This window comes from Aeoliella mucimassa (genome assembly GCF_007748035.1).
GTDB lineage: Bacteria > Planctomycetota > Planctomycetia > Pirellulales > Lacipirellulaceae > Aeoliella > Aeoliella mucimassa.
On sequence record NZ_CP036278.1, the window covers coordinates 6,533,663 to 6,548,576 of the forward strand.

The window sequence follows — 14,914 nt, forward strand, 5'->3', positions numbered from 1 at the left end:
CCCCCAAAAAACCGACGCTTCGGACCCCTAAGGACCCGAAGCGTCGTGTTCCACATCGTCGTGTTGTCACCGACTCTCCGATGGGTACCAGGTGCGTTGTGGCGACCGCCGTGCGGGGTTACTTGCGGCGGCCCGGTTTGGCGTGGTCGTGGTTGTTGCGAAACTCCTTGCGAATGGCGGCCACGTCGCTGGCGATGGTGTGCAGGTCGGTCTTGGTTAGCCCGCTCTCGGCGATGTCGGCCCAGAGTTCGTCGCGGAGTTCCTGCGAGATGTTCGCGCTCTGGAGCACCGCGTCGAAGCTTTCGGCAATCGAGGCCTTCTCCTCTTGGGTGATCACCCCATCGTTGCGCGCGGCCCGCACTTCTTTGGCGAGGTCGACGACCAACCGCCATTCAGGGCGGGTCGCCTGGCTGGTGATCGCTTGCAGGTCGGCGCGAATCTCCTGCGCCAGTTCGGGTGTCATCGACGTGTGGTCGGCGATGTCGCTCAGGTCGCTGAACAGCGTGCGGAGGTTCTCTTTCTGCACGTCGCTGACAATCGGTTCGCGGTTCTGGAACTCCTCGGCAATCGCCACCAGATCGTCGACGATCGTCTCGACGTCCTGCTGGTCGACCCCCGAGGCAGTGACGATGCCTTGCAGGTCGGCGACCACCGCTTCCACTTCCTCCGCTTCGATGCCTGCACTCTCGAGCACCGCAGCAAAGTCGGTTTTCAGCTTCGCGATCTCAGGCACCGTGAACTCGCCATCTTCGGCCGCCGCTTGGAAGTCTTCCTTCAGCGCGGTTACCAACTCCTCTTCCGGCACCGTCGCACCAGTGGCGATTGCTTGCAGGTCGGTCATCAGCTGCTCGATCTGCTCCGGCGTAACTTCCGAGTCGGCGGCAATTGCCTTGAGGTCGGTTGCCAGTTGCTTGAGGTTGGCTTTTTGGGCGTCGCTGATCAAGTCGAACTTGGCCTCGCGCCGTTCGGCGACGTGCTTCGACACGATCGCGGTAGCCGCTTCGGAACCATCACCAAACCCACCGACGTCCATCGCCGCAGCGAAGTCGCCCGCCATCATGGCGCGAGCCTCAAGAGATTCCAATCCATGGAACTTGCCTTGGCGGTGCTGCGAACGGGACTTCGACTTGGCCGCGAAAGGACGAGAAATGCGAGTCAGAAGATTCATGTGTGCCTCTTCGATAGAGTCTTGAGTAGAGGTGACCCCCGAGCCACGCGTCGGGAGATTCCTCCTGTAATTGCTCCGAAGAAGACAAACGGGGACAACTTTTCCGATAAGTTTGTCGCGATGCATCGATAGCATCGGGCAACCGATTAGCGAGCGCGCCGGGCGTTGGTGTGCCCCGCCGCATCGAACCAGTCTTCTGCTAGCTCGTGTTCGTCGAGCAGATCGAGCGTCATCTTCATGCGGCCGAACTGCGCTTCGTCGCGCTGCCCCTCTTCCAGCTGCCAGTCGATCACCACCCGGCGAGCGATGCCGGTCGTGGTATCGGCCCACACGTCGATTTGTTTCGGGGCCCTCGTGTCTTGCAGTCGGCGGATGCCTCGCACATGGCGGCACTCCACCTTGGTGCTCTGGTCGTCGCTAGTGAGATCGAGCAGCCGCTCGTTGTCGAGCGATTCGAGATCGAAGTCGCGGGCCATCCACTCCAGCACGGTCGAGAGATGCAGCACCTGCGATTCGTTCGGATCGCGAGCCGCCAGCCACCGCCCGAGCATCCGTTGGTCGCCCCGCATCACCGGACCTATCGGTGGCACCACCCACGACTCGTCGCCATTGGAGCCGAACCACACTTCGCGCATCGCGATCGGCGACGGGCGGCGAATCGCGAATCGGTTGGCCCCGTCGACGTACAGGTCCCAGTGCACGGTCACGTCGCCGACCACCGGCCGGCGGGCGATGGTCACCACTCGGTAATGTCGCGGGCCGCGCGCGGTCGCGACTTCCAAACTTCGTAACACCGTCGCGTGGGCACTCCGCGAGGTATCGAGCAGCGGCCACAACAGCCCGAGAGCCAGCAGCACCGTGGCGGCCATCGCCAGCCGGGCCCAACGCCAGTGCGAAGCGGAGCTCGCACGATGCGGGCGTGGCGTTGGTTCCGGCCGGTTGATGGAGTCCATCGCCTGGGCGATCCGCCGCTCGCGACCTGCCGTATCAGGCCGCAGCGCCTGACTCAGCAAGGCTTCGACGAATCGCTCGTCGGCCGCTTGCAGGTCGGGCTGGGGATCGTGGGGCTCAGGCATGGCGGGCAGCACTCGGTCGCTAGGTTTGTTGGGTTCGGTGATGGATTGAGCGGGAAACGGGCTCGTATATTTAGGACGGTTCGGGGGCCAGCAGTCGGCGGTTCAGGCAATCGAGCAGGCGGACCTTCGCGCGTTGCAGACGTTTCTTCAGGGCCTCGGCACTCAGCGCGAGTTGCTCCCCGACGTCGGCAAGCGACAACTCGTGGGCGTATCGCAAGTCGACCGGCTCGCGATACTGCTCCGGCAACTGCTCGACACATTGTCGCAGCGCGTCGAGTTTCTCGTCGAACGTATCGCCTGGCAAACCATGGAACCGCTCGAACCGCTGGTTCAGGTGCTCGAGCACGTCGTGCCCCACGGTTTCGTCCCGCCGGGCCGCCTGACGATAGTGCGAAAGCACCAGCTTCGCAGCGATGCCCCGCAGCCAAGGACCAAACGGGCGCTCGGCGTCGTAGTCGTCGAGCTTCCGCCAGGCGGTAAGCAAGGTTTCCTGAAACACATCGTCGGCCGCAGCCGCATCACGCACGGCCGCCCTCAAGTAGGCGGTGAGCATGTCGGCATTTTCGCGGACCAGGATTTCAAACAGTTTCTTCGCGTCGGCCATGACCATTCCGGTAAGTACTCGCAGCAGCCCCTTCTGCTGTTATTGCTATCAAGTCGAACCAACGGGGACAACAATCGCCAAAAAACAGAGAGACGGCGGATAATGAGGCCCCGCGGGCGGCAAGCCGCAGCAGTTACGTGGGGCAAATAAGGTGAATGATTACCGCCAACTAGGAGCGTGAAAACAGAGCACGTTTCTACCCACTTTTTCCTATTAATTGGCCACCTGAACCGTTCCAATAGTACCTGTGGGCTGCGGCCCGGTTGGTTCTTTGACAACTTGGTGAGTGCGACCAAATGGGGGTTACCCATGACGATGCCCATCGGGGTGACCGGCACATCGGCCCAGCGATGGCCGCTTGTTGGTGGTGCCCCCGGGGTGGGGGCTTTTGGTTTTGACTTACGTCGATTCGACATTGCGTAAGTCGCTATGCTCCAACGAGTTGCGGAAAATGGCGGCGGCGTAAGAATTGCCCCCACGGATCGTTTTCCTGAATTGGGGGCGGGGGCTTTTGGCGTAAGTCGCTTTGCAGCAACGCTTTACGTCGACTGGTGCTGGTTGCCGCTGGGGGCAAAACTCCCCATGCGTCCTCTCGATAGTCTCCTTGATCGATCGCGATGCTTTGCGACCCTTGGGGTACACTTTCGGTAGTCATGGATCGCCTGCTCGGCGATGCCGATTTGCCCTGTTGCTCGTTTGCCATTGGACGCCGATGACCGCTCGTATTCTTATGTGCCCGCCCGACTTCTTTGGCATTGAGTACGAGATCAATCCCTGGATGAACGTGGAGGTCGCGGCCGACCATGCCCTGGCGACCGAGCAGTGGAACGCCTTGCATGCCTTGCTCGCAGGCACCGGGGCCGAGATCGAGCTGCTGCCGCCGGTCGCGGGGCTGCCCGACCTGGTGTTCACCGCCAACGCAGGGCTGGTGTATCAGCAGCGGGCGTTGGTCTCGCGGTTTCGGCATCCGCAGCGGCAAGGGGAGTCGCCGGTGTTTCGCGACTGGTTTGCGGAGCATGGGTTCGAGGTAGTCGAGTTCGCCCCGCCCGACGAAGGGGGGGGCTACGACTTCGAAGGGGCCGGCGACGCGCTATTTTGCGGCGATACGCTGTTTGCCGGCTATCGCATGCGGAGCGACGCGACCTGTCATCAGCAGATCGGCTCCCTGCTCGGCGTGCGGGTGATTCCCGTGGAACTCGTTGATTCCCGCTATTATCACCTCGATACGTGCTTCTGCCCGCTGGCCGAGGACGAGGCCATCTGGTACCCGCCGGCGTTCGACGATTACGGGCGGCGGGCCATCGAGGGGACCATCGACAAGCTGATTGCGGTCGAGCAGTCGGAAGCGGAGCGATTCGCCTGCAACGCGGTGGTGGTCGGTCGGCAGGTGTTCACAAACACCGGCTGCAATGAATTGCACGCGGAACTCCGCGACCGCGGCTACGAGCCGACCGCGACGCCGCTCGACGAGTTCGTAAAGGCCGGCGGCAGTGCAAAATGCCTGACTTTGCGTCTCGATGGCGAGCAGGCAGCCAGCTGGCGTGCGGCCAATTCGCCTGAATAGCCGACACCCTACACGGCTGGTGTAAACGCCTGGTACAAAGACTACCTGTTGGTACGAGTTGGCAGCAGAGGCGATTTTGGCAATTTTGGCAAGAATTCCCGTCAACATGCGGGGGGTCGCCAGCATATACTAGTGGTCGCTACGTGTTTCGCTTGTTGGTATCCAGTAAAGCAGTCACGTAGCAACAGGCGGCCGACTTTCGCGAACGCGGAAGGCGACCTTTTCATTGAATCAGACGGACCGCGATTTAGCGGATGGAACGATCCCTCCCAGTTGGTAGTGGTCCGTGTTGGCTGATCTAGAGACAGCGGCATCTTTGATCTTTTAACGGCGAGTAGTCTAGTGAAACGCAACACCTTGGTTTTCGCATCGGCCCTTTGTGGGATCGTATTCTCTTTGTTTGCTCAGCCAGTGCAGGCGAGCCGTGTGTTGATCGACTTTGGTCGCAACGACGGCGGCAATGGCTCCGAGACAGTCAGCCCCGACACGAACGGCAACTACTGGAATAACCTGAGCGGTGATTTCCAAATCGCCGACAACGTGGGCCTCGCCGATCTGGTGGATGTCGACAACGCGTCGACCGGCGTCTCGATCAACACCTTTGGCATCGCCGGGCAGAACTTCCGGGCGAATGGTCGCAACAACGGCGGTTTGCTCACTCCCGATCCCGCGTTGCTTGGCGACTTTGCCATCGGCACTGCGACCGAAGACTACTTCTTCGTCGAAGGTACCGCGAACACCAGCGCCGCGAACGACCCGTCGGGCATCACGTTCAGCGGATTGGATCCCGACGCGGTGTACGACTTCCGCTTGTTCGGCAGTCGGGCGACCACTTCGACTCGCGAGACCCGTTTCTCGGCGATCGGCGAGAACATTCAGTACGTCACGATGCTCTCCTCGGGCGTCGACATCGGAGCCGACGGTTACGATGGCAATAACAACAACATCGTCAGCCTTACCGGCATCACCCCCGACGCGAACAACGAGATCCAACTGCTGGTGTCGGTCGTGCAAGGCAACTTCGCCTACCTGAACGTGCTGGAAGTCACCGCGACCACCAATCAGGTGCCGGAACCTTCGACCGTCGCCCTGCTCGGTCTGGCTGCAGTGGGCCTAGTGATGGTCCGCGGCGCCAAGCGTTGGCAATCGGCTTTGGCCATTGCCCTGGCTGCGGTTGCTTCGCTGACGATGGCCAACAACGCCGAAGCTCAGCCGTACCAGAACGAAGTGAATCGCTGGAATACGCAAGACGCGCTCGATCCATTGCCGCAGGACAGCATCGTGTTCGTTGGTAGCTCGAGCATCCGTCGATGGGAACAACTGACCCGCGACTTTGCCGACTACAACGTGATTCAACGCGGCATCGGCGGCGCCCTGTTCGACGACGTGAACGCTCAGGTCGGCGACCTGGTGAATAAGCACAGCCCGCGGGCGGTAGTGGTGTGGGCCGGCACAAACGACCTGGGATCAGGTTCGAATGGCCTGGAAGTACTGGACGATTACCTGGGATTCGTGAACTCGGTGCACACGGTCGATCCGACGGTCGACATCTTCTACCTCGGCATCATGCCGACCCCCGGCCGCGAAGGCAATCGCCCACAGGAAGACATCGCGAATGGTTTGATCTCGAACTACGCTTCGAGCCACGACCACGCTTACTACATCGATCTGCCGGCCGAGTTCGACGCCTTGGGTGCTTACACCGGTTCGGATTTCCAGAACAAGTTTGTCGATGACATCCATCTGAATCGCGACGGGTACGATCTGTGGACCAGCATCGTCCGCCCACAAATCGAAGCGGTCGCCGCGCCCGACAAAGTCTACGCGCCGAACACCGCCCTGTCGGTTGGCGATAAGATTCTGTTCGACTTTGGTGCCAACGACACGACCAATGGTGAGCACACCGCGAGCCCCGACGTGAATGGCAACCACTGGAACAACTGGCACCCGCTCAACGGCGGTACCGACATCCTGCCAGGCGAGCACATTGGCAACCTGGTAAACACCGCTGGCGAAAACGTGGGCCTCGGCCTGACTATCACGGCTCAGTTCCATAACAATGGGAAGAACCATGGTGGTTTGTTCTCGCCCGATCCCGCGTTGCTCGGCGACCTGGCAGTCGAATCGGCCACGGTCGACTACTTCTTCAGCACCGGCGACGGCGTGCAAGGCGGCGGCAACGACGACATGGCCGGCGGGTTCATGATCACGGGACTCGACACCGACTACGTGTACGACTTCCGCTTGTTCGGCACCCGGGCGACCACCGATGTTCGCAAGACAGAATACCGACTGATTGGTGCGACCGAGCACTCGGCCATTCTGCAGACCTCGGGCACCGACATCGGTTTCGATGGAATGTACGATGGCAACGACGACGAAGTGATCGAGTTCCTCAGCGTCAAACCCGATGAGTTCGGACAGATCTTCTTCGACCAGACGTTGATCGAAGGCTCGTTTGCTTACATCGGAGCGATGGAGATCACCGTGAGCCCCGGCGACACCGGCGTTCCCGAGCCAAGCACCATGGTGCTCGGCGCGATGGGTGCCATCGCCTTGATTGGCATCCGCAAGCTGCGTCGCTAACGCTTAGCACAACGCGGAGTCGACATCACCGGCGACTACTCGTCGGTGGTGTTGTCGTCCGCTGGTTTGCTTCGCTCGATGGTGCCGAACAAATGCCCGCCGCGATCGGTGCCACTCCAGAAGCCAGCGTAGTGGTCTTTGTGAAACAGCACTCTTGCGCTGTAGGTTCCCAAGCCAGGGAACCCGAGGTTATCGACCACCACCACCGGCGTGTCCCCCGCCCACTCTACCGGCAGGGTCATCGGAATGGTGACGTCGTGATCGCCGTAGCGAATGCGGGCTTTGAACAGCCAGTGCTGCTCGTCGATCTTACGAACTTCGACCAGATCGTAACGCTCGCCGCGAAGCCGCGGAGGCTCGCCCTTCGGCTCGTTGCCAGTCACGGTAAAGTGCCCGATCAACGTCGCGCCGGAGAGCATCTCGACAAAGGCCGCTTCGCGCTTTAGTTGCTCATCGGACGGTAGAGTGGTTGCCGGCTCGTCGGCCAATGCGAATGACGAAAGCAAGCACAGCAGGGACAGACTCGAGCTAACGTACCGACTGGTAGCGAGGTTCATCGCGATTACTCCGGGCGGGTGGGGATGGCTTCGAACAGCAATCCCATCGTACCAGAGTCGCGAACCGCCAGGCAAACCGACGTGCGGTGCTACTTGAGCCGGCGAGTCTGAGGGTAGAAGCCCGAGGTGTTCATGTATCGCGTGCCATGACCGGTGATCGGCACTCCGCCGTTCGAGGTGGCCGAACTCTGCTGATACGACGCCTGGCGAACTTCGGATTGCAGCGTGTTAAGCTCTCGCTGGTTCATCGTGTTGGTTTGTTGCTGCTGCAACATCGGTCGCACGAACGCGTGGTAATTTGGCAGCTCTTCGCTGGACTCTTCGCGGAACAGATTCAGGTAAGGGCTGATGGTCGGCGAGCTGCTCACCCCGCCCGAGAATGGCTTGCTCACCCGGCGTACCGGCGGAGGGCTGGAGACTCCCGAGCTGACCGTCGAAGGCCGCTGCGGAATCTGCGACAACGCCCGACCCGAGGTCGTGCCGCCGTAGAAGTCGATGACATTCTGCACTTGTCGCGGCAAATGAGCCGTTTCGGCAGGACTCAACCGCTGCAGCCGCGGAGTGATGGCAGGGCGCACCGGTGCGGGAGCCACTTGTGCCGGCGGCGTAGCAGGCGGCACCGGTGGCAACTCGGGAAAATCGATCGACAACGGATCGGTATTCGTATCCAGGTAGTTGCCTTGCTCGGTGGTTTGTCCCCACAATTGGGACGTTGCCGTCAGAGCCAGACCAAACGCAATCGCACGATAGACCGTGTGCACGGGATTTCTCCACAGCAAGAGGTTAAGAGGAGCGCAGGCGGCCAGTTTGCCATACCGGCTGCCATGGTTTGACTAATCGTCAAAGTCACGCAGCATACTTGTGCGAAAAAGTCGGTCGTGCTAGCACCGCAGTCCAATTACAATACTGAGCTGCCGTTTCCAATCCACCACGCTCCTCCAGATTCCCAGTACGCTATGGACGAACGACTAAGCCGGATCGACACGATGTGGTCGATGGTGCAGCGAGCCCATCGCCAAGATGCCACCGAGTTCGCCAAAGCACAGCAGCAGATGATCGACCGCTACGGCGGGGCGGTGCGTCGGTATGCGATGGCGGCACTCCGCGATCCTGAGGCAGCCGACGAGGTGTACCAGGAGTTCGCCCTGAAGTTCGTCCGCGGCGACTACGGCAAGGCCGATCCCGCGAAGGGGCGGTTTCGCAGCTTTCTGAAGACCTCGCTCTACCATCTGATTGTCGATTTCCAGCGCCGCCGGGGTCGCCAGCAACAGCAAGCCACGCCGCTCGTTGACGATACGCCCGACGATGTCGAGTCCTACCAGGCACCCGACGATCAAGAGTTTATCAACAGCTGGCGAGCCAATCTGCTGGGCCGCGTCTGGCAACAGCTTGAGCGCGAGGAGCTCACGACCGGAAAGCCGTACCACACGGTGCTTCGCGCCCGCGTCGAGCACCCCGACGTCCGCTCGCCCGAGCTGGCGAAGTTGGTGAGCGATCTGTTGCATAAGGAAATGAACGCAGGGGCGGTGCGGGTGATGCTGCACCGCGCCCGCGAGAAGTTCGGCGACCTGCTGATCGACGAGGTCGCCAACACGCTGAGCGATGCCTCGGCCGAGGCGGTGGAGGAGGAGCTGATCGAGCTCGACCTCTGGCAGTACTGCAAACCGGCCCTCGAGCGCCGATCGGAACAGTCGGAACAGTAGCCCAGGCGGCCGCTGTCCGGTTTCCGAGCGTCGTGTCGCGGGTGGCAAGTTGTAGGGGTTTTCCGACGAGTCGGGGCATCTGGCCCGCGAAAGCTGCTTCAAACCGCCGCCCCCAGCCTGGTTGGTCACCTATTTTAATGCTGCGGGTTTGCCCTTCGCCTGACGACGCCTACAATGGTCTGACGGCGATGAGCGATACACGCCGAGTGCTGTGCCAGGATTGGTACGGTTTGCTGAGAGGGACCATCGGCAACGCCTTCACCCTACCTGCCGTCTCCACCCCCGCCTGCTACCGCGCTAGCCCACGAGACTTTTATGAGTGATGCTCTCCGCTATCTGACGGCCCTTCCAGTTTACAACGAAGCCAAGCACGTGGACGAAGTGCTCGACGACGTGGTGTTGTACGCCCAGGATGTGCTGGTGGTGGACGATGGATCGAGCGATGGCACGAGCGATTTGCTAGCACGCCGCGGCGACGTGGCGGTAGCACGGCATCCAGAGAATCGTGGTTACGGGGCCGCGCTCAAGACCGCCTTCGACTATGCGATTGAGCATGGCTACGACGTGCTGGTGACGATCGACTGCGATGGCCAACACGAACCACAACGCATTCGTCACCTGGCCGAAGCTTGCACCGGCGAGGTCGACATCGTCTCGGGCAGCCGATACCTGGATGCCGAGGACATTGCCTCGGGCGCCGCGCCGGCCGATCGCCGACGAATCAATCATACGATCACCAGCGAACTGAATCAGTGCCTGGGCCTCGCGCTCACCGACGCGTTCTGTGGCTTCAAAGCCTATCGGGTCGAAGCCCTCAAGAAACTCGACCTGACCGAAACCGGTTACGCGATGCCGCTCGAAGTGTGGGTGCAGGCAGCGTTCCACGGACTGCGAGTGGTCGAGCTGGCAGTGCCGCTGATTTACTTGGACGAGGAACGCAGCTTCGGCGGCGCACTCGACGACGCCCGCAAGCGATTGGCTCACTACCGCGAGGTGGTGCACCGGGCCGTCGTGCGATTGCGTCGATCGGGAGCCACGCCTGCGACGCCCCATTTCACTTTCGGGCCGTGTGGCTGCGCCCAGTATGTCGCGGATTGTGAGCAATGCTGAGCGACGTCTCGATCCGCTACCGACAATATCGCGCTCCTCGTACCAACAACAGCGTGGTGGCCATTCCGCCGCTCGCCGAAGTCAGTACCGAGGTTGACATGTCGGTAGAGAGTCTGTCGCTTGCCGATACCACGCTGGGACAACTTCGCGAAGCAGCCCGTCGAGAGTTGCTCGAAGCGGCCACGCGTTACACGGCCAACTACTTGCCTGGCGTTCCGACGATTGATCCCCACGCCCCGCTGCTACTCACGGGTCATCAGGCCGAGTTGTTTCACCCTGGGGTCTGGTTCAAGAACTTTGCTCTCAGCCGACTGGCTGCCGAGCACCAAGCTGTCGGTATCCATCTGGTGATCGATACCGACGCGGCCCACTCCAGCAATGTTCGCGTGCCGACCGATTCGGTCGCCGCCCCGCGTATCGAAAGCGTGCCGTTCGACGCGGCAACGTCGCCGATGCCGGTGGAAGAAAAGCGGATTGTCGATCGGGCTATGTTCGAGTCGTTTGGTCAACGCGTTGCCGACACGCTGGCCCCTTTGGTTGCTGATCCGCTCGTGAAGCAGTGGTGGCCCACGGTCGTGCAGGCGGTTGAACGAACCAATGGCAACGGGCATCTGGCGATCGCCCAGGCGCGTCATCAGTTGGAACACGCGTGGGGAGCCACGACGCTCGAACTGCCGATGAGTCAGGCGTGCGAACTGTCGGTGTTTGCTCCGTTTGCCGCGGCGATGCTGGTCGATAGCTCCCGACTGTGGCAAGCGTACAACGATGCGTTGCACGCGTTCCGCACTGCTCACCGCTTGCGGAGCGACGCCCAACCGATGCCCGATTTGGCGAAGGAAGACGACTGGCTCGAGATGCCGTTCTGGGTGTGGTCGGCCGACGACCCGGTGCGCCGCGCGTTGTTTGTCCGCCAGCTCGATGGGCAGCTGGAACTCACCAACCGCGCGGGCTGGAACCTGACCGCACGCTGCGACATGGCAAGTCAGCTAAGCGAGCAGCTTGCCGAGTTAGGTGCAGCCGGCATCAAACTACGCACCCGGGCGCTGACGACCACGCTGTTCGCGCGGCTCGTGCTAGGCGACGTGTTCCTGCATGGCATCGGTGGCGCGAAGTACGACGAAGTCGCCGACGACCTGGTGCATCGCTTGTGGGGCATCGTTCCGCCGGCTTATGTCGCGCTGTCGGCCACCATGCATCTACCGATTGAGCATCGCTCGGTGAGTTCCGGCGACCTTCAACGCGTCGCCCATTACCTTCGCGATTGGCAATGGCATCCCGAAAACTGGCTCGATAGCGAATCGGACTCGGTGGTCGAGCAGGCGCTGAGCCACAAGCGACATTGGCTCGCGTTGCCCAAGACCGAGCAGAATGCGGCCGAGCGTCATCAGGCGATTCACGAGGCCAATGCCGCGCTCCGCCAGGCAACCGACGAGGTCCGCCAACGGTTGGAACGCGAGCAGGCCGAACTCGAAGAGCAATATCGAGCCAGTCAGGTGCTCGAATCGCGGGAATACTCTTTCTGTTTGTTCCCGGCCGATGATCTTCGCGAGCGAATGACGCAGCTCGTGCAGCAGGCGTAGATAGCTCGCCCGCCCGCTCACTGTTGACATCTTCCAGCCGCAACTCGATCATTGCTAGAGGTATCTCTCCTTCTAGCAAAAAGCGATCCGGCAATGGCTGATAAGAATCCACTGGTAGGTGTCATCATGGGCTCGTCGAGCGACTGGGAAACCATGCGCGAAGCGGTGCACGTGCTCGAAGAGTTTGGCGTTGCCCACGAGGCCCGCGTGGTGAGTGCCCACCGCACGCCTGAGGACATGTTCGACTACGCGAAAGAGGCCGAAGCGCGAGGGCTGCAGGTGATTATCGCCGGTGCGGGGGGAGCGGCCCACCTGCCGGGCATGGTGGCCTCGCTCACGGTGCTGCCGGTGCTCGGCGTGCCAGTGCAGAGCCGGGCGCTAAGCGGGCTCGACTCGCTGCTCTCGATCGCCCAGATGCCAGGCGGCGTGCCAGTCGGCACGTTGGCCATCGGCACCAGCGGCGCGAAGAACGCCGGCCTGCTGGCGGTACGCATCCTCGGCAACACCGACGAAGCTCTCCGACGCAAACTACACAACTACCGCGAAGCCCAGGCCGAATCGGTGCGGGCGAAGGGACTGGGGTAGGACGATGAATCGATCGGGGGAAAGAGCAATGGGATGGCTAAGCGGGAAGCGGTGGTGGTTCGCAGCGACGACTTAGCGATTCGCTTGCCGCTGCTGCAGCAGCAGCCGTCGCCGTTAGGCTCCCGGCCATAGGCCGGCGAAGATGCCCGCGGTTACCAGGGCGTAAACGACTCCGTCGACCATCTCGAGCACGTATTTGCGGGGAAACCAGAAGACAAACGGCAGCGGGCTGAACGCATGGCATAGCACGCCGACGGTGAAGACCAGCCGAAACACATCGATGCGACTCGCACCAGGGGCGAAGGCGATCGACGCGACGTAGCCGGTGAGGATGGCCACGACCAGAAAATAGGTAAGCGTCGACGCAATGGCTTTGCCCATGTGCGGCGGCCGCTTCCATAGCACCAGCATGCCGGTGCAGCGGGTGCGGAGTTTCTCCTTGAACTCCGGCGTGCCCATCTCCTTCATGTCGTCGCAGTAGGGAAACAAGTACTGCTGCGGCGATACCTGTTTGGCGTCGACAAAGTCGAGCAGGTCGTCTTCCACCGGTAGCTTGTTCCATTCCGGATCGTGATGCTTCAGCGCGGTCCAAGCAATCGTGCTGGCGATGTGCGTCGCGACGCCCGTCAGTACGATCGGCAGCCAGAGATCAAGCAGATTCATGGGAAAGGCTCCGCAGAAAGGGATGCAAACGAGTGAGGGGAACGTCGCAGTCGCTAATCTTTGGGGGTCTCGCTATCCGTGGTCTCGCTGGTTTCGCTGGGGGGAGTGGGCTCGGTGGTGTCGGTGGGAGTCTCGGGGGAGTCGCCTTTGTGATGGTAGTAGTCGTCCCATTCCTCCGGATGTGGCTCGCCGAGCATGCCAACGCTCTTGGCGACCAGCATCGAGACGGTCGCATCGCTGGTAACGTTAACCACGGTTCGCATCATGTCGAGCAACCGATCGAGAGCCAGAATCAGCGCCACGGCGGGAACCAGGTCGAGGTTGTTTTCGGTAGGAATCTGACCCAGCACGACCACCAGCATCACGACCCCAGCGCTCGGCACCGCGGCGGTACCAATAGAGGCCAAAATGCATGTGAGCGCGATGCCAATAACCGTGGAAACCGACAGCGTGACGTCGAACGCCTGGCAAATGAACACCGCTGCCACGCCCTGGTACAGGCTGGTGCCATCCATGTTGACGGTCGCGCCGATCGGGAGCACGAAGCTCGCGACCTCTTCGTCGACTCCCAGGTGCTCTTCCACGCGTTCCATGGTCACTGGCAACGTGGCCGCGCTACTGCTGGTGCTGAAGGCGAGGAACTGAGCAGGCGACAAACCGCGGAAGAACCAGGCGTAGCCTCGGCGGAGAAAAATCAACACCAACGCTGGGTAGAACACGAATACCATGATCGCCAGCCCTGAAGAAACACACACGAAGTAGACGAGCAACGCCCAGAACACACTCATCGAAGGGGTCTGCACCACCATCGAGGCCATCAGCGCAAACACACCGACTGGCGCGGCCAGCATAATCAGGTCGATCAGTTTCAGCACGATCTCGTTGAGGCTATCGAAAAAGTCTTTGACCGGCTTCGATTGCTCCGGCGGAACCAGCAGCAGGCCGACTCCAAAGAACAGCGCGAACGTGATCACCTGCAGCATGTTGCGATTATTGGCGGCCGCTTCCGTAAGATTCTCGGGCACCAAGTCCACCAGAGGCTGCAGCGGCCCTCGGGACTTCTGCTTGTTGGCTTCTTCAATTTTGCCCGAGGCATCGTCGGCGTAAGCGGCAATCAGTGTATCGCGGCCATCGGGATTGATGTACTTGCCTGGCTTGACGATCAGCGCGATGCCGAGTCCCAGGAACACGGCTACCGAAGTCGTAATCAGATAGAGTCCGATCGTCCGCCCCCCCAGCGAAGAAAGGCGACTCAGGTCTTTCAGGTCGGTCACCCCTTTGATGAGCGAGGCAATGATTAACGGCACCGCGATCAATTTCAGCGCGTTGATGAAGATATCGCCGAACGGTTTCACCCAGGCGACGACGAACTCGGCCCCGGTGTTGATCCGGTCGCCTTTGGGAGTGAGTATCAACTCGCCAAGCTCATCCACTTTGTCGGAACCCAACCACAAAGCAATTAACCCAGCAAAGATGCCGAGGGCCATGCCAATAAGAATCTTCCAGTGTAGCGCCAGCTTGGTCATGCGGTTCCTTCTTGCTTGCTAAAAGCTCGTCGAGGGGAGGGGTTGGCTTGGGTGGTGGGTGTTCGGCACGCGGGGTAGTTCGTCGGAAGTCCCCAATCCTAGGCATCCAAGGCTACAGAACAACAGTAGTTTGGGAAGGACCGTCCCAGTTTATCGCATATTTTGCGCAGCTTGCAAAAATTACTCAAACAT

13 protein-coding genes are annotated in these 14,914 nt (G+C 61.1%); 6 read left to right on the forward strand and 7 right to left on the reverse strand.

Annotated features, from left to right (window positions below; genetic code table 11):
• Window positions 1–118: 118 nt before the first annotated feature.
• From Pan181_RS25570 to Pan181_RS25580, 3 genes are all read right to left on the reverse strand, one after another.
• Window positions 119–1,168, reverse strand: a complete 1,050-nt coding sequence (locus tag Pan181_RS25570) for a hypothetical protein (protein ID WP_145251800.1) — start codon at window positions 1,166–1,168, stop codon at window positions 119–121.
• 146 nt (window positions 1,169–1,314) lie between these two features.
• Window positions 1,315–2,244: a hypothetical protein gene (locus tag Pan181_RS25575; RefSeq protein WP_145251802.1), complete on the reverse strand. Its 930-nt coding sequence runs from the start codon at window positions 2,242–2,244 to the stop codon at window positions 1,315–1,317.
• Window positions 2,245–2,314: 70 nt separating this feature from the next.
• A complete protein-coding gene (locus tag Pan181_RS25580; protein WP_145251804.1) occupies window positions 2,315–2,848 on the reverse strand; it encodes a sigma-70 family RNA polymerase sigma factor in 534 nt (177 codons plus the stop codon).
• A 712-nt stretch (window positions 2,849–3,560) separates the two neighbouring features.
• Here Pan181_RS25580 and Pan181_RS25585 point away from each other — a divergent pair.
• Window positions 3,561–4,412 carry a dimethylarginine dimethylaminohydrolase family protein gene (locus Pan181_RS25585; RefSeq protein ID WP_145251806.1) on the forward strand — a complete coding sequence of 284 codons (852 nt, stop codon included), beginning with the start codon at window positions 3,561–3,563 and terminating at the stop codon, window positions 4,410–4,412.
• A 342-nt stretch (window positions 4,413–4,754) separates the two neighbouring features.
• A complete protein-coding gene (locus Pan181_RS25590) occupies window positions 4,755–6,998 on the forward strand; it encodes a GDSL-type esterase/lipase family protein (protein ID WP_197528716.1) in 2,244 nt (747 codons plus the stop codon).
• A 35-nt stretch (window positions 6,999–7,033) separates the two neighbouring features.
• Here Pan181_RS25590 and Pan181_RS25595 read toward each other — a convergent pair whose 3' ends face one another.
• Window positions 7,034–7,555, reverse strand: a complete 522-nt coding sequence (locus tag Pan181_RS25595) for a hypothetical protein (protein ID WP_145251810.1) — start codon at window positions 7,553–7,555, stop codon at window positions 7,034–7,036.
• Between the two features lie 89 nt (window positions 7,556–7,644).
• Complete coding sequence (locus tag Pan181_RS25600) at window positions 7,645–8,316, reverse strand: hypothetical protein (RefSeq protein WP_145251812.1); 672 nt, start codon at window positions 8,314–8,316, stop codon at window positions 7,645–7,647.
• 195 nt (window positions 8,317–8,511) lie between these two features.
• Here Pan181_RS25600 and Pan181_RS25605 point away from each other — a divergent pair, with 195 nt between their 5' ends.
• From Pan181_RS25605 to purE, 4 genes are all read left to right on the forward strand, one after another.
• Window positions 8,512–9,258 carry an RNA polymerase sigma factor gene (locus Pan181_RS25605; RefSeq protein WP_145251814.1) on the forward strand — a complete coding sequence of 249 codons (747 nt, stop codon included), beginning with the start codon at window positions 8,512–8,514 and terminating at the stop codon, window positions 9,256–9,258.
• A 315-nt stretch (window positions 9,259–9,573) separates the two neighbouring features.
• Window positions 9,574–10,368 (forward strand): glycosyltransferase family 2 protein, encoded by a 795-nt coding sequence (locus Pan181_RS25610; protein WP_145251816.1) that lies wholly within the window; start codon window positions 9,574–9,576, stop codon window positions 10,366–10,368.
• The gene (locus Pan181_RS25615) at window positions 10,362–11,948 is read left to right on the forward strand and encodes a hypothetical protein (protein ID WP_145251818.1); all 1,587 of its coding nucleotides are present in this window, start codon (window positions 10,362–10,364) and stop codon (window positions 11,946–11,948) included. Before Pan181_RS25610 ends, Pan181_RS25615 begins: the two co-directional genes overlap by 7 nt.
• A gap of 93 nt (window positions 11,949–12,041) precedes the next feature.
• Window positions 12,042–12,533 carry a 5-(carboxyamino)imidazole ribonucleotide mutase gene (gene purE / locus Pan181_RS25620; protein WP_145251820.1) on the forward strand — a complete coding sequence of 164 codons (492 nt, stop codon included), beginning with the start codon at window positions 12,042–12,044 and terminating at the stop codon, window positions 12,531–12,533.
• A gap of 114 nt (window positions 12,534–12,647) precedes the next feature.
• On the opposite strand, the gene Pan181_RS25625 is transcribed toward purE, so the two are convergent.
• Both Pan181_RS25625 and Pan181_RS25630 read right to left on the reverse strand, forming a co-directional pair.
• A complete protein-coding gene (locus tag Pan181_RS25625) occupies window positions 12,648–13,196 on the reverse strand; it encodes a hypothetical protein (protein ID WP_145251822.1) in 549 nt (182 codons plus the stop codon).
• Window positions 13,197–13,249: 53 nt separating this feature from the next.
• Entirely contained in the window at window positions 13,250–14,722 is a 1,473-nt protein-coding gene (locus Pan181_RS25630; protein ID WP_145251824.1) for a dicarboxylate/amino acid:cation symporter, read from the reverse strand.
• Between the last annotated feature and the right edge of the window lie 192 nt (window positions 14,723–14,914).